The sequence below is a fragment of the Frankia sp. CeTa3Moorea genome (genome assembly GCF_978021225.1).
The window spans coordinates 1-17,769 of the sequence record NZ_CDXDOR010000109.1; the positions used below are offsets into that span (position 1 = coordinate 1).

A 17,769-nucleotide genomic window follows, 5' to 3' on the forward strand; every position below is an offset into this window, starting at 1 on the left:
GTCCCACGCCCCGCAGCGCCAGCCTCGTCCGGCCCGGACCGCCGCGGCCCCGGGCCGGACGAGGCTGGCGCTGCGGGGCGTGGGACTGCTGGGCCGGGTGGGACTGCTGGGCCGGGTGAGACTGGGAGTTTCCGTACTGAGACAGAGGATCCGCCGATCAGGTCAGGGCCGCCATGGGTCCACCCGGACTGGATGAGGTGTTCCACACCAGTCCGCGTATCGTCCGGAGGCCGGGGGTACGGCCGGGTTTCGCGACCGGACCCACCGGCGGGTCATCCCCGCTAGGGCGCTCGCACCGACCTCGCACACCCGACCGTTCGGCCGGGCGCGGACGGCCTTGCAAGCCGTCGTTCTGTTCAAGGTACATCGCCGTCCCGCCACGCGGAGTGTGAGAGACGCCGATCCTGCGGCTGTACGTCTCGGGCTCACCCGCCGGTTCGTCCCGGGTTACTCCTTCGGGCGAGCGGGTCGCCGGCCGCGGTCCGCAGCCCCCGGTCGCGGCGGTGACGTGCCCGGCCCCACGGAAGTGGGTGGTCCCACCGGAGTGTCCGATCCCACGGCGGGGTCCGGCCCGATCGGGGAGGGCCGCCGTCTAGGCCCGCAACCGGCGGGCGAGCAGCAGTCAGAGCAGCAGCGGGGCGAACGGCATCGCCGTGAGGTTAGGGGTAGACGAACGGAAAGCCGGAGTACACCGCCCCCCGCGCCGGGGGCGGGATAGGGATCGAGCCCGTGCTGCCCGGCCGCGCCGGCCCGCAGGAAGACGTCGACGTCGTAGTGGCCGATCCGGGTGATCAGCCCGAACCAGACCAGCATGACCAGTCCGGCGACCAGCAGGCTGGGCCGACCGGGTGGCGTCGGCCATGGCAGTCCCCGGACGGGCTATCGGTCATCCGGGCCGGGCCGGCTCCCACGTTCGTCGCCACGGCGATCGTCCTCGTTGCCCCGCACGCTTCCTCAACTCCACCCGTTGCGTCAGAAGGCGAGTTCGGTGACCAGGTGGATGACCAGTCCCACGAGGGCACCGACGACGGTGCCGTTGATCCGGATGAACTGCAGGTCGCGACCGACGTGCAGCTCGATGCGCCGGGAGGTCTCGTCGGGCTGCCAGCGGCCGACAGTATCTCCGATGATCGCGGCGATGTCGTCCTTGTACCGGCACACCACGCGGGTGGCCGCGTTCGCCACGGTGTGGTCGACGGTGCGCGCCAGCTCCGGATCGGTGGCGAGCTGGGCGCCGAAGGCCGCGAGTTCGTCGGTCGCGCGGACCCGGGCCGTGCTGCCCGGATCGGAGGCGAGATCGAGCAGGATGCTTTTCGCCGTGGCCCACATGGCGGAGATCACCCGGTCGACCTCGGGATGGGCCAGGAGCCGGTACTTGATTTGCTCGACCTGCCGTCCCAGCGCCTCGTCGGTGCGCAGCCGGCCGGCGAAGCCGCGCAGGAACGTGTCCAGGGCGCGGCGTGCCCGGTGCTCGGGGTCGGTGCGCAGCGCCTCGGTGAAGCGCAGCGCCTCGCTGTACGCCTTGGCCGCGACCGCCTCGTCCAGCCACTTCGGCGACCAGCTTGGTGCCCGGTCCTGCACGGTGCGGGTGAAGACCTCCGGGTTCTGCTTCAACCACGTCTCGGCCTCGGTGACGATCACGTCGACCAGTCGATGGTGCAGCCGGTCCTCGACCACCCGTTCCAGCGCCATTCCGAGGGCCCCGGCCCAGGGCCGTTCGACGATGCGGGGCAGCACCGCCTTCTCGACGAGTTCGCGGACCAGATCGTCGTTCATCCCGGAGATCATCGCGGTGAGCCGCTCCGCAGCCTCGGTCGTGACCCGTTCGGCGTGCGACGGCTGGCGCAGCCAGGCACCGACCCGGGCGGACACTCCGATGCCGTCGATCTTCTCCCGGATCGCCTCCTCGGCGAGGAAGTGGGTGCCGACGAAGCTCTCCAGGCTCCGACCAAGCGCGTCCTTACGCCGAGGAATGATCGCCGTGTGCGGGATCGGGAGGCCGAGTGGGTGGCGGAACAGCGCGGTCACCGCGAACCAGTCGGCCAGTGCGCCGACCGCGCCCGCCTCGGCGGCCGCGGCCACGTACCCGATCCACTCCGGGCCACCGCGGGCCTGCCAGCGGGCGGCGAGGAGGTAGATCGTCACCACCGCGGCAAGCAGGCTGCCGGCGATGAGCCGCATCCGGCGAAGCCCGCGGCGCAGGCCCGCCTCGTCGGTCGTGCCGCGCGCGAAGCCAGCCGACACCGGCCCGGAGACGCCCTCCGGATCGTTCATCGCCGCCCGTTCGGTCGGCCGCCCGTCCCGCCGCCCACTGAGATCCTCCTGCTCGTTCCGCCAGCCGGATCGGCGCGGACCGACCAGGCTGGCGGGCGAGCCTGGCGGTGTCGGACGCGACGATCCTCGGCCACCTTATGCGGGAGCACCGCCCATCCGGACCGGCGTGGGGATCATTCGGTCTGGCGCCGGATCCGTCGCTGGATGACGACCAGATCGACGATGGCGACGAGGGCGAGGAAGGCGAGGACCGCGGCGCCGGCTGTCTGCCCCCGGACGGCGAAGAAACCGGCGAAGACCCCGCAGAACACCAGGCCGAACGCGGCGAGGACGCGGCGTAGCCCGAATGCGCTGCGAGCCGGGGGGAACCTTCCCGGATCGGAGGAGCCGGAGGAGAAGGCGCGGCGCCACCAAGGCCGGTGCCCGAGGGCACTACCCCGGTCGCGTTGGTGCGGCAGGGAATGGGTCACAGGCACCGGTATGCCCCGCCCGGACGGGGCGAACCGGTCGCCCTCGTCGCCGTTGCGGGGCTGGTCCTCCCGGGCCGCACGGACGGCATGGAGCGGGCCGGCACCGACGTCGGTCAGCCCTCGGTGGTCGGTCAGCTCACGGGTGGCCGGTCAGCCCTCGGCTGCCGACGTGCCGTGGCGGCCCGGCAGCCTGGCGGTCATCGCGGATCTCGCCTCGTCGCTGACGAGGCGCTCGGTGAAGATCGCGCTTTCGGCGTCGATGCGCGCCAGCACCTCCGGTGTCCCGCCGTCGTGCAGCAGGGCGCGAGCTGCCGCGAGCGCCTGCGGCGGCTGGGCCAGCAGTGCCGCCACCCGGTCGTCGACCCGGGCGCGTAGCGCTTCGGCGTCGGGAAGCACCTCGGTCACCACCCCCAGTCGGGCGGCCTCGGCCGCTCCGAGGGACTCGCCGAAGTAGACGATGCGGGCAGCGATGGCTGGCCCGACCCGGCGGGGTAGCAGGAGGGTTGACCCGAACTCGGGGATCACCCCCAGGTTGACGAACGGCATCCCGAGAGTGCTGCGCTCGGTCGCATAGACGAGGTCGCAGTGCAGCAGCAGCGTGGTCCCGATGCCCATCGCGGGCCCGTCGACCTCGGCGACGAGAAGTTTCGTGCTGCGGGCCAGCGTCCGGATGAAGGTCAGCGTCGGACCCTCCGCCCGGAGGGCGTCGGTGGCCAGAAAGTCGACCAGATCGTTGCCGGCGGTGAAGGATCCACCGCTGCCGGTCAACCGGATAACCCGGATCTCCGGGTCGGTCTCGGCCTTGTCGAACGCCTCCGTGAGGGCGACGTACATCGCCTGGGTGAGGGCGTTGCGTTTCTCCGGGCGGTTGATCCGTACCGTCAGCGTGCCCTGGCCGGGTTCGCTCTCGATCTGGCTGCTCATCCGTGTCTCCTCACCGGTCCGTCGGGTTCCTTGACCCGGCCGTGCTCCTGACCCGGCCGTGCCCAGGGGCGTCGGCCGTGCTCCTGACCCGGTCGTGCCCAGGGGCGTCGGCCGTGCCCAGGGGCACAGTGCCACCGGCTGGCCTCGGGTGAAAGCAGTTGTGTCACCTCCGCCGCTTCCGTGACCTCCGCCGCTTCCGCCAGCCGGGCCTCGCTCGGCGATTAACACAGCGGTTCAGCAGCAGCTCATTGGACGGGAGTTGATGGGGAGGTTCGTCGTGGAGTGGCTGTGGAGTGATTGAAGCTCTGGCGGACCGGGTAGGGCCCGATCGGCAATCGCCAACACCTGATCGGCAATCGCCGACGGGGGGTGAACCGGTGGGGCCGGGTGCCCCAATTCCCGCCCCCGGGTGTCTGCAATGTCTACAACGTCTGCAATGTCCGTAATGGGACCACTCTCCATGGTCTGGCAAGAGGCGGGAGCTGCAGCCCGGGCGGGGGTCGGGTGGGCCGCGAGGGTGCGATCTGTGTGGCCTCGGATCGTGCGATGTTCTTTCGGCAACATGCCAACATGTGATGTGCTTGCGTTGTCGAGCGCGGTGCGGCCGGTTGATCGGGGCCTTCGTGGCCGCGGAGGATCTGTGCCAGTTAGCGCTGACTGCTGCCCGTCAGTGCTAGTTCGTGCGCATCGCCGTTGTTTGGTCCGGACTGCGCTCATGTAATTCGGGGGCGGGTTCCGGTTGCGCGTTGCGCGCTCGCGAATGTCCGTCACTCGGTGCTACCTCGCCATCCTTTTGAGTTGAAGACGGGTGCCCCCAGCCGGGCTAGTTCTTCACCCGCTACAGTTGTCCGCGCCCCCGGAACATTCCCCCGATGCCCGGACCGCCTACTCCAATGCGCCGGCCCGGTGTTGTCATCTGTGGTCTTCCGGTGACATGTCCCGATGGAACTCGACTACTCACCCCCCGCACACGAGGCACTCGACTCCCGGGTGCCGGACGAGAGGACCGGATGCTCCAGAATTGGCCCATCCGCTCGAAGCTAGTGGTGATTCTCGTCGTCCCCCTGGCTGCGCTCGCGGTACTGAGCGCGATACAGGTGCGGGGGAACGTCGACAACGTGCGGGTCGCCAACCGCATCAAGGCACTTGCCGACTTCTCGATCAAAAGCAACGATCTGGTCCAGGCCCTGCAGGTCGAGCGGTACGCCACGAACTCCTATGTCGGTTCCAACTACATGGCCGTCGCTCAGGGGCAGGCGGCGCTCGCCGCCCGCGGCCCGGTGGACCAGGCCCTGGCCGTCTATCGGGCCGGTGAGGCGGCGCTGCCCGCGGCGGGTCGTGACACCCTGGCGACCACGCTCGCGTCGATCTCGGAACGCCTCGACAAGCTCCCGGCGCAGCGCAAGGCGATCGACGCGCACCAGGCGCAGGTGGACCAGAACATTGCTTTCTACTTGGGTGCCGTGGACGACCTCCTCGCCCTCAACGCCCAGGTGGCGGCCGGAAGCCGCAACACCTCGTTGGTCAACGGTGCCACCGCACTGGTGAGTATCGCGCAGGCCAAGGAGCAGGTCGCCCACCAGCGCGGCGCCGTCGTCCGCGTGATCCTCCTCCAGCAGACAGATGTGGCCACGCTGCGGGAGATCCAGACCAGGACTGGGGCGGAGGATGCCTGGCTGGCCCAGTTCCGCACCACGGCCACGGCGGACGAGCAGGAGTTCTACAACGTGACGGTCGGCCGGACGATCTCGGCCGCCGCGACATTGCGTGACGGCACGGTTAACGCCGTACAGAACGGCCAGTCGCTGACCGTTACCCCGCAGATCTGGCTGCAGGCCTCCGACGCGAAGATCAATGCGATGCGGCAGGTCGAACGCCGGGTCGCGGCCGATCTCGGGACGGCCAGCGCGAACATCGCCAGTTCGGCCACCCGAGACGCGCTCGTCAGCGGTATCGGCGTGGCGCTGGTGCTCGTGGTGTCGGTGGTGATTTCTCTCCTGGTGGCGAGCCCGATGATCCGGGACCTACGCCGACTGCGCCGCGGCGCCCTCGAAGTCGCGAACGAGCGGCTGCCCGGAGTCGTCGACCGTCTGCACCGCGGGTCGCCGGTGGACGTGGCCGAGGAGGAATTCCCGGTCGAGGTCCGGAGCAAGGACGAGATCGGTCAGCTCGCCGAGGCGTTCGGCACCGTGCACGCGGTGGCCGTGCGGACCGCGGTGGAGCAGGCCGCGATGCGCAAGAGCATCGGGGACACGTTCCTCAACCTCGCCCGCCGCAGCCAGGCACTCATTCACCGCCAGCTCAAGGTGATCGACGCCTTGGAGCGCAAGGAGACCGACCCGGACGAGCTGGAGGAGCTCTTCCGTCTCGACCACCTCGCCACCCGTATGCGCCGGCACGCCGAGGACCTCATCGTGCTGTCCGGCTCCAAGCCGGCCCGTGGTTGGCGCCGGCCTGTCCCGGTCAAGGACGTCGTCCGTGGCGCCGTCGCCGAGGTGGAGGACTACACCCGGGTCCAGGTGATGTCGATCGACGGAGGGGCCATCAGCGGTCACGCCGTCGGTGACGTCATCCACATGCTCGCCGAGCTGATCGAGAACGCCACCTCCTTCTCTCCGCCCCACACGCCGGTGCATGTCTCCGGGCACGAGGTGTCGAACGGTTTCGTGATCGAGATCGAGGACCGCGGGCTGGGCATGAGTCCGGAGGAGTTCGACGCCGTGAACGAGCGGCTGGCCAACCCGCCCCCCTTCGACCTGTCGACCAGCGAGCGTCTCGGCCTGTTCGTTGTCGGTCGGCTCGCCGAGCGGCATTCCATCTCGGTCAAGCTGCGGTCCTCGCCGTATGGCGGCACGATGGCGATCGTCCTGGTGCCGACCACGCTGCTGCGGCAGGTCGACCCCGACGGGGAGGCCCGGCCGGAGCCCGCGCAGATCGCCCCGCCGCTTGCCATGACGCGGGTTCCGGCTCTCGACGGCCCGGCCATCGACGAGGACCGGTTCCGCGGGTCGCTGGTGGACGCGGACGGCGACCTCGCCGGTCCCCCCGCGCTCTCCGAGGACGCGGCCGCGGCTGCGCACGGTCAGGACGAAACGCTCATCGACGATCTGCCGGTCTTCGCCACGGTGCGATCGAGCTGGTTCGTCGCCGACCGCCCGCGGCACCGTTCCAACGGCAGGCGTTCGGACGCTCCGCCGCGTCCCTCGACCCCGCGTTCCGACCCGGACAGCGGGCCGGGCGAGGAGCCCGGCTCCCGCGGCTTCGGTACCCCCCCGCCGCTGCCGTCGCGCCGTTCGCGTGGCGGCCGCAGGGCCGCGGGGGACCAGTCCCACCAGGCTGTCCCGGACCACCCCCAGACGCCCGGGTCGGACGACCCCGACGGCCCGCCGGCCCGTCCGGGGCAGGACGAATCTTTCCGGGACGAACCCTTCCCGGAGGAACCCTTCCGGGATGGGCCCCTCCGGGACGGACGGGACGTCCCCGGTCCGGGTGGCCACAACGGTGCGCCCGGCTCCGGATATGGCGGCGACGGCGGACCCGGCGGCCGTGTCACCTCGCTGTTCGGTGACAGCCCCATGGCCAGGGAGCGGTCGCGCGGTGGTGACCTCGGCTCCGCCGACCCGGGGGAGGCCACCCGAACCGATCCGTTCACCTCACCGCTGGGCCGGCCGGTGGGGTACTCCGGGGGATTCCACCGCGAGGACGCCCCCGCCATGGGCCAGACGGTCGTCCCCCTCGGGCGCCCGGCGCCTTCGGCCCGTTCAGACGAGCCCGCCGAGCCCGCCGAGCCGGCCGGGCCTGGCGCGGACGGCCAGCCGCCCGTCAGTTTCACCGAGGTGGGCCTGCCCAAGCGCACCCGGCGGGCCAGTCTCGCGCCGCAGCTTCGCCGGGACATTCCCGAGGAGAGTTCCGGAATGCTCGCCGCGCAACGGAGCCCGGAAGAGATCCGCAGTATGATGTCGTCCTTCCAGAACAACTTTGGTCGTGGTCTGGCGGACGGCCAGGTTTCGAACGACGGTGACGATGTAGGAAAGGTGACCTGATGCGTCCGCTGGGGCCGTCCGAGAACATGAGCTGGTTGCTCAACAACCTCGTCAAGAAGGTGCCCGAAGTCACCTATGTGATTGCGCTTTCCTCCGACGGGTTGTTGCTCGCCACCTCGTACGGGATGGACCGGGCGACCGCCGACCAACTGGCCGCGGTAGCCTCCGGATTCAACAGCCTGGCGCGCGGCGCGGGTCGTTTCTTCGGGGGTGGAAACGTTCGGCAGACCATTGTCGAGATGGACGAGGGATTCCTGTTCGTCACCGCGGTGGGGGACGGATCGTGCCTGGCCATTCTCAGCAGCCCTGGCGCGGACATCGGTCTCATCGCCTACGAGATGGCGCTGCTGGTGACCCGGGTCGGCGAGTTCCTCACCCCGGAACTCCGGGCTCAGATGCAGTCCGCGCTGCCACTCTGACCTCGGCCCGGCGATCGGGTGGGGGTCCGATCGGTTGGTGGGTCAGCCGGTCGCCCCCTGCGCCATCACCGACCGGATGACAGCAGAATTCTCAAGGCAGGAGGACCGGATATGTCGCGCGATGACGAATGGTTCGACGAAGAGGCTGGTCCGGTCGTCCGCCCCTACGCTGTCACCGGGGGCCGGACACGGCCGACGAACCAGACGTTGGAGCTGGTCGCGTTGGTGACCACCACGCCCAACGGCCGGCTGATGATGCGGACGCTGGAGCATGAGCAGCGCGCCATCGCGCTGCTCTGCCAACGCGTGCAGTCGATCGTGGAGATCTCCGCTCGGCTGAATCTGCCGGTCGGGGTCGCGCGGGTCCTCGTCGGCGACATGCTCGACGCCGGCCTGGTAACCGTGACCCGACCGGCCCGACCCTCCGACCGCCCTTCCATTGCCCTCATCGAAAAGGTGCTCGATGGACTACAGGCCCTCTAGGACGGGGTCGCCGGAAACGGCGCCGCCGCATCCGGTAAAAATCATCATCGCCGGCGGGTTCGGAGTCGGGAAGACGACGTTTGTCGGTTCGGTGAGCGAAATTCAGCCCCTCACCACGGAGGCCGCGATGACGGCCGCGAGCATAGGGATCGACGACACCAGCGCGGTCGGCTCGAAGACGACGACCACGGTCGCGATGGACTTCGGTCGGATCACGCTTCTCGATAGCATTATTCTCTACCTTTTCGGCACCCCGGGCCAGGACCGGTTCTGGTTCATGTGGGATGAGCTCGTCCTCGGCGCGATCGGCGCGGTGGTCCTGGTGGACACGCGGCGGCTGGCCGACTCCTTTCCGGCCATCGACTACTTCGAGGAGCGCGACATCCCGTTCCTCATCGCGCTGAACCGGTTCGACGGTGCGCGGGAGTACCGGGCGGAGGACGTCCGGGCGGCGTTGGACCTCGATCCGCGCCGTCCGGTGGTGTTCTGCGACGCCCGGCAGCGGGAGTCGGTCCGGCAGTCCCTGGTGTCGCTGGTCCGCCACGCCCTCGACGTGGTGTCCGCGGAGGCGTCCCGGTCGGGCCTGCCCCAGCGGTCGGGGTGAGCGGCCGCGTCGGTCCGGTGGGCACGGCTGGTCCGGTCGGCGTCCGTCGGCCACGTCCCGATCCTGCTCCGAGGAAGGGGAAGGTGCTCGATCTCTTCGGTATCGATGAGGTCACCCTGGCCGCCTATCGGCTGTGGCTGTGCCACGAGGTCCTGAGCGTGCCCCAGGTGGCGGAGATGCTCGGCGAGCCGCTGGTCGCCGCGGGGCGGGCGCGTGATCGTCTGGTCGAGCTGGGTCTGCTGCTGCCCTCGCGCGAACGGGCCGGTCACTACGTCGCGGTGCATCCCGAAGCCGGGCTCGACCACCTGCTCCAGGCGCAGCACGAGCAGCTGATCCGTCGCCATGAGCGGCTGCTCCTGGCCCGGGCGCAGATCAGCTCCTTCGTCTCGGACTACCTGGAGAGCCGTCCCGGCGGGGACACCGTCGAGGTAAGGCGGATAGACGGCGCCGACCAGGCCCGTGCGGAGCTGCTCGCGATCGTCGGGCGAGCCGAGCGGGAGGTGCTCGCGCTGCACACTCGGCGCGAGTGGTCCTCGGCCCTGACTCGCGAGGTGATGCCGGTCGAACTGCGCGCGTTGCGGCGTGGCGTGGTGATGCGCAGCGTCCTGCCCCGGTCGATGCGCCTGGACGAGCTCGGCGCCGGCTATGTGCGGACCGTGGCGGCGCATGGCCTGGACGCCCGGATGATCGACGATCCCCGGCTGGACGCCACCGCGGTCGACGGGCGGATCGGCCTGGTCCGACTGGGCCGGGGGTTCGCGACCGGCCAGACCCTGCTCGTGCGCACCCCGGAGCTGACCGCCCTGCTGCTCACCCTGTTCGAACGGGTCTGGGAGGCCGCCGAACCGCTGAGCAGCGAGGCGATAGCCGCTCCCGGGGACGGTGACGACGCGCCGAGCGACACCGAACGGCTGCTGCTGCGTCTGCTCAGCCTCGGCATGAAGGACGAGGCGGCCGCGCGCCACCTGGGCGTCTCCGTCCGCACCGTGCGTCGCATGATCGCCGATCTGATGGCACGGTTGAACGCCCGTAGCCGGTTCCAGGCGGGTACCCTCGCCGCGCAACGCGGCTGGCTCTGAACGGGCCGGTTCTGAGCATCTGGTTCTGAGCATCTGGTTCTGAACAGCCGGCTTTCGCGCCGCGGCGGCCCTCCGGCGATAGCCCCGGTCAGGTGAGAGCGGCCGACGTCGGCCAGACGAGGCCCCGGCTCCCCGACCAGAGAACACCATACTCGACCAGGCCGAGGCCGAGCGTGGACGGCGTGGTTCCCACGAGATCGAGATCCCGGCTCTCCTCCGGTGGCGTATCGACCACCCCCGGGCACCGGGAAGCCCGCTCACGGTGGTTGTAGCCACGTTGTTCTTCTTGTGTGCGCCAGTTGGCATTTGACTGCCAGGGCAACTTGCTGCCAGGGGAAATCCAGGACAGCCGCGCCGCGTGGCCCCATGCTCTCGATGAGTCAAAGAAGCTGACTGCTTCAGAAAGGCTGGCTGCTTCAGAAGGGTCGCTGGGCTGCCTCAGAAGGGTTGCCGGATGGGAAGCGGTGGTCGCGCACCGGTCACTCCTGCCTGGCTTCATGTTCGTCGGCGGATTCCCCCTGTCACCTGTAACGCGGCGCAAGGTGCCGAGGTCGGTCCGTCAGGGCCGGTCCGCCCAGCTGCCCATGCACACGGTACCCGTGCTTGCCATGCACGCGGTACCCGTGCTTGCCTGGGGTCAAACACACGTTTCCCAAGAACATGTCGAGGAGATTCTCGTGCCCTCAGCCACCGGTCCCTTGGTTACCGGTCCGCAGAACCCCGCCACGCCGTCCGGAGGCCAGTCACACCGGACTCTCATCGTGGCCAGGATGAACCCTGCCGACGCTCCCGCCATCGCGGCGACCTTCGCCGAGTCCGATGCCGGAGAACTACCCGGAATCGTGGGTGTGACCAGGCGTGACCTGTTTCACTTCCATGGCCTTTACTTTCATCTGATCGAGGCTCCGACTAACGTCAGAAACACCGTCGAGAACGTCCATGAGCATCCGCTGTTCGTCGACGTGAGCAAAAAGCTCGGGAAATACGTCTCCGCCTACGACCCGGAGACCTGGCGCACCCCCGGGGACGCGATGGCGCAGAGTTTCTATTCGTGGACGGCCGGCTGAGCCCCCGGTACACCACCGGGCTCCTGACACACGGCCGGGCTCCTGTACACCGCCAGAGTACCGGGCTCGCCGGCTGCGGCCGCGGCCGGTCATCAGCGACTGCGTCCTCGATTCCGCCCACAGGTACGCCCAGTTTTTCATGTGAACCCCGAAACCCGAAAATGAAAAAGGGAGTACGACATGCCCCGGCAATGGTCGGCCGATGCCCTGCTTGACTTCCTGGTCGAACAGGCCGGTCTGCCCTCGGACGAGCGGCCGACGGACCTGGACGTGACCTTCATCGACATCGGCCTCGACTCGCTCGCCTACCTCCAGCTCTCGGCGGAGGTGGCCGGGACCTTCGGGGTGGACCTCCCGGCCGAGCTGCCGGAGAGCTGGACCCTCGCCGAGATCCTGGCCACGGTGAACGCGGCTCTCGACCAGCACGAGACGGTCTGAATCCGCCGTTAGTTTCCACGTCACATACCTTCCAAGCCGACCGGAGCCGACGTGAGCGGGCACACTGACAACTCGATTTTCATCGATGCCGACATTGAAACCGTCTGGACCATCACCAACGATCTGAAATCCTGGCCGGACCTCTTTACCGAATACGCCTCGGTAGACATTCTTGAGCACCACGAGAACACCTTCAAGTTTCGCCTGACCATGCATCCCGACGAGAACGGGACGGCGTGGAGTTGGGTGTCCGAGCGGACACTCGACCCGGCCACCCGGCAGGTGCGCGCGTACCGCGTCGAGACCGGCCCGTTCGAGTACATGCACATCCACTGGAGCTACACGCCGGAGGGCACCGGCACCCGCATGCGCTGGGTGCAGGACTTCCACATGCGCCCGTCGGCGCCGGTGAACGACGAGCAGATGACCAACCGCATCAACACCAACACCGCCCGCGAGATGTCGGTGATCCGGGAGAAGGTCGAGCGGGCCGCCGCCGAGCTGCCCCCGGTCTCCCTCGCGCTGCCGGAACAAGTCTGAGGAGAACGAGACCGGTGACTTCCGTGACAGCGATTCCGAAGGTTCTCTGCATTCACGACATGACCCCCAACCGTCGGCGCGGCGGTGACGTCCGCACGCTGCTCTCCCCGGTGACCGTGGGTTCGACCTCGGGTTTTTTCGGCACCCTGACCCTCCAGCCGGGTGAGGTGGTGACCGAACACCTGCACCCCTACTCGGAGGAGTTCCTCTACTGCGTGCGCGGCATTGTGACCGCCCGACTGGACGGTCAGTACCAGGACCTGCCGGCCGACCACGGGGTGTGCATCCCGATCGGGATGCGCCACCGCGTCGTCAACACCGGCGAGGAGACCGCCTTCCTCGTCTTTCACCTCAGCCCGCTGGCACCCCGGCCCGATCTCGGCCACGTCGACACCGAGGTACCGCTAGACCCGGACGCCCCGCACGTCCCGGTCGCCCCGCACGCTCCGGTCGCCCCGTCGGCACCCACCGTCGACGCCTTGCCCCACGGGTCCGGACAGTGAGCGGACCAAGACGGACGGCGGTCACCGGGGTCGGGGTGGTCGCCCCCGGCGGGGTCAACCGCAAGGAGTTCTGGACCCTGCTGACCGACGGCCGTACCGCGACGCGGCGACTGTCGTTCTTCGACCCGACCCAGTTCCGTTCCCAGGTGGCCGCCGAGTGCGACTTCGACCCGGCGGCGGCCGGCCTGACCGCCCGGGAGATTGCGCGTAACGACCGGTTCGTGCAGTTCGCCTTGGCCGCGGCGTTGGAGGCGGTCGAGGACAGCGGCCTGGACCTGCGGGGCGGCGGTGATGGCGGGGACAGCGGTGATGCCGGGGACGGCGGTGATGCCGGGGACGGTTCCGGGGACGGCCCGATCGTCGGCGTCAGCATCGGCAGCGCGGTGGGCGCGACCACTCGCCTGGAGAACGAGTACGTCGAGGTCTCCGACAGCGGGCGGGACTGGGAGGTTGATCCCCGGTACGCCAGCTCGTTCCTCTACCACGCGATGGTGCCGAGCTGCCTGGCCACCGAACTGGCCTGCCGGTTCGGCACGCACGGCCCCGCCTTCGTGGTCTCCACCGGCTGCACCTCGGGCATCGACGCGGTCGGCTACGGCCATCAGCTCATCGTCGACGGCGAGGCCGACATCGTCATCGCCGGTGCCTCCGACGCGCCGATCTCCCCGATCTCGATGGCGTCCTTCGACGCGATCCGCGCGACGACGGCCCGCAACGACGACCCCGAACACGCCTCCCGTCCCTTCGACGCCAGCCGGGATGGCTTCGTGATGGGGGAGGGCTGCGCCGTCCTCATCCTGGAGGAGCTCACCGCCGCCCGGTCGCGCGGTGCGCACATCTACTGCGAGGTGGGTGGGTACGCCTCGCGCTCGAACGCGTTCCACATGACCGGACTGCGCCCCGACGGGGTCGAGATGGCCGAGGCGATCCGGGTCGCGATGGACGCGGCGCGGGTCGGGGCCGACGACATCGACTACATCAACGCGCACGGATCGGGCACCAAGCAGAACGATCGGCACGAGACGGCCGCCTTCAAACGTTCGCTGGGACAGCGGGCGTATGACATCCCGGTCAGCTCGATCAAGTCGATGATCGGGCACTCGCTGGGCGCGATCGGGTCGATCGAGATCGCCGCCTGCGCCCTGGCGATCGAGAACGACGTCATCCCCCCCACCGCCAACTGGACCACCCGCGACCCCGAGTGCGATCTCGACTACGTCCCGAACATCGCCCGGGACCACGCTGTCGACGTGGCCCTGTCGGTCGGCAGTGGTTTCGGTGGCTTCCAGTCGGCGATCGTCCTCGCCGCCCCGACGCGATGAACGCCGCCGTGGAGGCCGCCGCCGTGGAGGCCTCCGCCGCGACGGCCACGGGGCCCGCCCACCGGGACGGTTCGCCGCAGGCCCCGGTCCGGCCGGTCGTCACCGGGCTCGGCGTCCTCGCGCCCAGCGGCATCGGGACGGAGGAGTACTGGGCGTCGACCCTGCGCGGCGAGTTGAAGATCGCGCCGATCAGCCGGTTCGACACCACCTGGTACGACGCCACCCTCGCTGGAGAGGTCGCCGGTTTCGCGGTCGAGGACCACGTCGACAAGCGGTATATCGTCCAGACCGACCGGTGGACCTGGTTCGGGATGGCCGCGTCGCGCCTCGCCATGGCCGATGCGCGCTACGACCCCGCCGCGCACGATCCGTATGCGACCTCGGTGGTGTTCGGCAGCGGGTCGGGCGGTGTCGACATCGGACAGCGCGAGCTGGGACGGCTGTGGACCCGGGGCCGCACCGCGGTGAGCGTCTATCAGTCGATCGCCTGGTTCTACGCGGCGACGACCGGGCAGACCTCGATCCGGTATGGTCTGAAGGGGCCATCGGGGGTCCTGGTCAGTGACGGTGCCGGCGGAATCGACAGCCTCGCCCAGGCCCGGCGGATTATCCGCCGCGGCACGCCGACGGTGCTCGCCGGGGGGGCCGAGGCGAGCCTGACGCCCTATGCGATCACCGGCCATCTGTCCAGCGGCCGGGTCAGCACCGCGACCGTCGCTGCGGACGGCTACAAGCCGTTCGACGTCCGGGCGAACGGTTACCTGCCCGGTGAGGGTGGCGCGACGCTCGTGCTCGAGGATCCGGCCGCCGCCGCCGCCCGGGGAGCCCCGCACGTCTACGGCGAGATCGCCGGCTACGCCGCGACGCACGACGCCGCCCACCACGAACGCCCCGCCCCGGACGTGCGCTGGCTCGCCACCGCGATGCGCCGGGCCCTGCGCGACGCCGGCCTCACCCCGGACGACGTCGATGTCGTCTTCGCGGACGGCGCAGGTTCACCGGACCTCGATGCCCAGGAGGCGGCGGCGATCCGCGCGGTCTTCGGCGCCCGGACGGTCCCGGTGACGGCGCCGCAGGGCTTCGTCGGCCGGCTCCTCGCCGGCGGCTCGGCGTTGACGGTGGCCGCGGCGTTGCTGTCCATCCGGGACGGGGTCATCCCGGCGGTGGGCAACCTCGACACCCCCGATCCGGCCCATGGGCTCGACCTCGTGCGTACGCCCCGGCGTGCACCCGTGCGGGTGGCGCTGGTGAACGCCCGTGGCTACGGCGGTTTCAACAGCAGCCTCGTGGTTCGCGCCGTCGGTCCCCGCTGAGGGCGTACCCACCCGTACCGCCTGCCCCTGCCCCTGCCCGCTCACCTCACGACCCCCACCTCACGACCCCTCACCTCACGACCCCTCACCTCACGACCCCTCACCTCACGACCCCTCACCTCACGACCCCTCACCTCACGACACCTCGGCAGCCGACACCTCGGCAGCCGACACCTCGACACAGGAGACAGTCAGCGATGTTCTCAGACCTGGCCGGGCGACGCGCCCTGGTTACCGGCGGTACCCGCGGCATCGGACGGGCCGTGGTGCTCGGCCTCGCCCGAGCCGGTGCGACGGTCGTTGCCGGCCACCAGCGCCAGACCGAGGATGCCGAGAGCCTGCGCCGCGAACTCAAGGACACCGGCGGCGACCATCTGCTCGTCCAGGCCGACGTCGCCGATCCGGGCCAGATCACCGAGCTCGTCGAGGCCACCGGCACCCACCTGGGCGGCCTCGACATCGTCGTGAACAACGTCGGCACGATCAGCCACATCCCCTACGCGCAGCTGCCCCTGGACGAGTGGACGCAGGTGCTGACCACCAACCTCACCGCCACTCACCTCGTCACGCAGGGCGCGTTGCCGCTGCTGGGGGACTCCGGCTCGGTGATCAACATCGGGTCCGGCTCCGGGGTGGTCGGTCTGCCGCTGCGGGCCCACTACACCGCGGCGAAGACCGGCCTGATCGGACTGACCCGCTCGCTGTCCAAGGAGCTCGGTGTCCGCGGCATCCGGGTGAACCTGGTCTCCCCAGGAGTCATCGAGACCCACCATGCCGAGGGCATCGACCCGGCCGTCAAGGCGGCCTACACCAACCGCATCCCGCTGGGACGCATCGGGACGGCCGAGGAGGTCGCCGCGGTCGTCCTGTTCCTGGCCAGCGACGTGTCGTCCTACGTCAACGGCGCCACCTTTGCCGTGGACGGAGGCATCTGATGGCCTCGACCCCGCCTTTTCGGATCATGCTGACAATGCGGATCCACCCCGGCCGGGAGGTCGAGTTCGAGCGGACCTGGCTGCGGATCGGCGACGCGGTCACCTCGCACCCGGCGAACCTCGGGCAGTGGCTGATCCGCTCGGAGGACGAGCCGAGCACGTACTACATCGTCAGTGACTGGGTTGACGAGGAGCAGTTCCGCGAGTTCGAGCACAGCGAGCGTCACCTGGTGCACCGCAAGGCGCTGCACCCGCTGCGCGCCAGCAGCTCGATGGTCACCGGTACCGTTGTCGCCCAGCTGGCCGGCGCGGCCTCCCTGAGCGTTCCGGCGGGAAGCTGACCGTGGCCGGCCCGGCGAAGATTCGGGTCACGCTATGGGCGGTTAACCCGCCCGACGATCCCGGCGCGGTGGAGCGGGCCTACTACGAGATCAGCTCCAAGCTGGTCGGCACGCCCGGCCTGCTCGGTAACACGCTGCACCGGTCGGCGGCGGACCCGTCCCGGTTCGCGGTGGTCAGCGTCTGGGCGAGCATGGCCGAGTTCAGCGTGTGGGAACAGGGGGCGGAGCACCGCGGGACGACCTCACCGCTGCGTCCCCTGCAGGACCCGCAGCGTCCTCCAATGATCGACATCGAGGTCGCCGCGTACGGCCCGGACGGGCCCTTCGGCGACGATCCCACGGATTGATCATCAAGGTCCAGTAGTCGAGGTCCGGTGGCCGGGGACCGGTCGTCGCCGCGGCTGTGCCGTGCGTCAGCCCCACCGCCCGTTCGGGCGGTGGGGCTGACGCACGTGGACCACGAAGAACGTCTTCCGGATGATCTACGGATATCATGGTGGGCGTGGACGAGTCTTCAGGGACTGTTAGCGGCGCGGGCCGCGGTCGCTTCGAGGATGACCGCGGGATCGGTTCTCCTCCCGGAGAATCCGGTGCTGGCCCACCTGACGTACCGCGGCCTGGTCGATAGGGGAAGCCGGGTCGTTTCGCGACGACACCCTCCAGTCCGGCGGCGCCGGCGGCCAAGATCTCCTGGATCGCCCCCACCAGCTCCTCCGACGGGCTCAGGGGTGTGCGTCCCAGCACCCTGGTGTTGATGTTGGTTTAGGTGGCGAGAGCGGTGGGCTGGAGGGTGGCGGTCCGGGGGACGGGCTGCCAGGGCTGGCCGGCGAGGGCCGTCTGGATGGCGTCGATGGCGCGGATGCCGTGGTCGCGGGCGGAGACGAGGTAGGGACGCACGCGTAGGTACCCGGCGAGGGTGGTCGGAGTGTGCCAGTGGCCCGAGACGGCTTGGTGCCGTTTCGGTAGGCGGATTGCCTGCTCGGCGGCGTTGTTGACCCATTGGCTTCGCGGAGC

General features: G+C 69.8%; 17 protein-coding genes and 1 pseudogene. 14 read left to right on the forward strand and 4 right to left on the reverse strand.

Annotated features, from left to right (window positions below; all coding sequences use genetic code 11):
• Positions 1–972: 972 nt before the first annotated feature.
• From AC08OV_RS17370 to AC08OV_RS17380, 3 genes are all read right to left on the reverse strand, one after another.
• Complete coding sequence (locus tag AC08OV_RS17370) at positions 973–2,274, reverse strand: DUF445 domain-containing protein (RefSeq protein WP_476615920.1); 1,302 nt, start codon at positions 2,272–2,274, stop codon at positions 973–975.
• Positions 2,275–2,447: 173 nt separating this feature from the next.
• Positions 2,448–2,750 carry a DUF6343 family protein gene (locus tag AC08OV_RS17375; protein WP_476615921.1) on the reverse strand — a complete coding sequence of 101 codons (303 nt, stop codon included), beginning with the start codon at positions 2,748–2,750 and terminating at the stop codon, positions 2,448–2,450.
• A gap of 144 nt (positions 2,751–2,894) precedes the next feature.
• Positions 2,895–3,668 carry an enoyl-CoA hydratase-related protein gene (locus AC08OV_RS17380; RefSeq protein ID WP_476615922.1) on the reverse strand — a complete coding sequence of 258 codons (774 nt, stop codon included), beginning with the start codon at positions 3,666–3,668 and terminating at the stop codon, positions 2,895–2,897.
• A gap of 1,010 nt (positions 3,669–4,678) precedes the next feature.
• Here AC08OV_RS17380 and AC08OV_RS17385 point away from each other — a divergent pair.
• The 14 genes from AC08OV_RS17385 to AC08OV_RS17450 all read left to right on the forward strand — a co-directional run bounded on the left by AC08OV_RS17385 (position 4,679) and on the right by AC08OV_RS17450 (position 17,102).
• Complete coding sequence (locus tag AC08OV_RS17385; RefSeq protein WP_476614379.1) at positions 4,679–7,711, forward strand: sensor histidine kinase; 3,033 nt, start codon at positions 4,679–4,681, stop codon at positions 7,709–7,711.
• Complete coding sequence (locus tag AC08OV_RS17390; protein ID WP_011437246.1) at positions 7,711–8,130, forward strand: roadblock/LC7 domain-containing protein; 420 nt, start codon at positions 7,711–7,713, stop codon at positions 8,128–8,130. The genes AC08OV_RS17385 and AC08OV_RS17390 overlap by 1 nt, the downstream gene beginning before the upstream one ends.
• Positions 8,131–8,241: 111 nt before the next feature.
• Positions 8,242–8,613 carry a DUF742 domain-containing protein gene (locus tag AC08OV_RS17395; RefSeq protein ID WP_011437245.1) on the forward strand — a complete coding sequence of 124 codons (372 nt, stop codon included), beginning with the start codon at positions 8,242–8,244 and terminating at the stop codon, positions 8,611–8,613.
• Positions 8,594–9,217, forward strand: coding sequence for a GTP-binding protein (locus AC08OV_RS17400; RefSeq protein WP_462186585.1), 624 nt, complete (start codon positions 8,594–8,596; stop codon positions 9,215–9,217). Before AC08OV_RS17395 ends, AC08OV_RS17400 begins: the two co-directional genes overlap by 20 nt.
• An 83-nt stretch (positions 9,218–9,300) precedes the next feature.
• Positions 9,301–10,296, forward strand: coding sequence for a LuxR C-terminal-related transcriptional regulator (locus AC08OV_RS17405; protein ID WP_476614380.1), 996 nt, complete (start codon positions 9,301–9,303; stop codon positions 10,294–10,296).
• Positions 10,297–10,586: 290 nt separating this feature from the next.
• Positions 10,587–11,363 (forward strand): TcmI family type II polyketide cyclase, encoded by a 777-nt coding sequence (locus AC08OV_RS17410; RefSeq protein WP_476619957.1) that lies wholly within the window; start codon positions 10,587–10,589, stop codon positions 11,361–11,363.
• A gap of 180 nt (positions 11,364–11,543) precedes the next feature.
• Complete coding sequence (locus AC08OV_RS17415) at positions 11,544–11,801, forward strand: acyl carrier protein (protein WP_476593231.1); 258 nt, start codon at positions 11,544–11,546, stop codon at positions 11,799–11,801.
• 51 nt (positions 11,802–11,852) lie between these two features.
• Positions 11,853–12,341: an SRPBCC family protein gene (locus AC08OV_RS17420; RefSeq protein WP_462186588.1), complete on the forward strand. Its 489-nt coding sequence runs from the start codon at positions 11,853–11,855 to the stop codon at positions 12,339–12,341.
• A 59-nt stretch (positions 12,342–12,400) separates the two neighbouring features.
• Positions 12,401–12,844: a cupin domain-containing protein gene (locus tag AC08OV_RS17425; RefSeq protein ID WP_476614385.1), complete on the forward strand. Its 444-nt coding sequence runs from the start codon at positions 12,401–12,403 to the stop codon at positions 12,842–12,844.
• Positions 12,841–14,166, forward strand: a complete 1,326-nt coding sequence (locus tag AC08OV_RS17430; protein WP_476614382.1) for a beta-ketoacyl-[acyl-carrier-protein] synthase family protein — start codon at positions 12,841–12,843, stop codon at positions 14,164–14,166. Before AC08OV_RS17425 ends, AC08OV_RS17430 begins: the two co-directional genes overlap by 4 nt.
• Entirely contained in the window at positions 14,163–15,479 is a 1,317-nt protein-coding gene (locus AC08OV_RS17435; RefSeq protein ID WP_476619958.1) for a beta-ketoacyl synthase N-terminal-like domain-containing protein, read from the forward strand. The genes AC08OV_RS17430 and AC08OV_RS17435 overlap by 4 nt, the downstream gene beginning before the upstream one ends.
• A 197-nt stretch (positions 15,480–15,676) precedes the next feature.
• Complete coding sequence (locus tag AC08OV_RS17440) at positions 15,677–16,414, forward strand: SDR family NAD(P)-dependent oxidoreductase (protein ID WP_462186591.1); 738 nt, start codon at positions 15,677–15,679, stop codon at positions 16,412–16,414.
• A complete protein-coding gene (locus tag AC08OV_RS17445; RefSeq protein WP_476619959.1) occupies positions 16,414–16,755 on the forward strand; it encodes an antibiotic biosynthesis monooxygenase family protein in 342 nt (113 codons plus the stop codon). Before AC08OV_RS17440 ends, AC08OV_RS17445 begins: the two co-directional genes overlap by 1 nt.
• A 2-nt stretch (positions 16,756–16,757) precedes the next feature.
• The gene (locus AC08OV_RS17450) at positions 16,758–17,102 is read left to right on the forward strand and encodes an antibiotic biosynthesis monooxygenase family protein (RefSeq protein ID WP_476619960.1); all 345 of its coding nucleotides are present in this window, start codon (positions 16,758–16,760) and stop codon (positions 17,100–17,102) included.
• Between the two features lie 415 nt (positions 17,103–17,517).
• Here AC08OV_RS17450 and AC08OV_RS17455 read toward each other — a convergent pair.
• Positions 17,518–17,769 (reverse strand): annotated as a pseudogene (locus AC08OV_RS17455) (IS66-like element ISFsp11 family transposase); the annotation flags it as partial.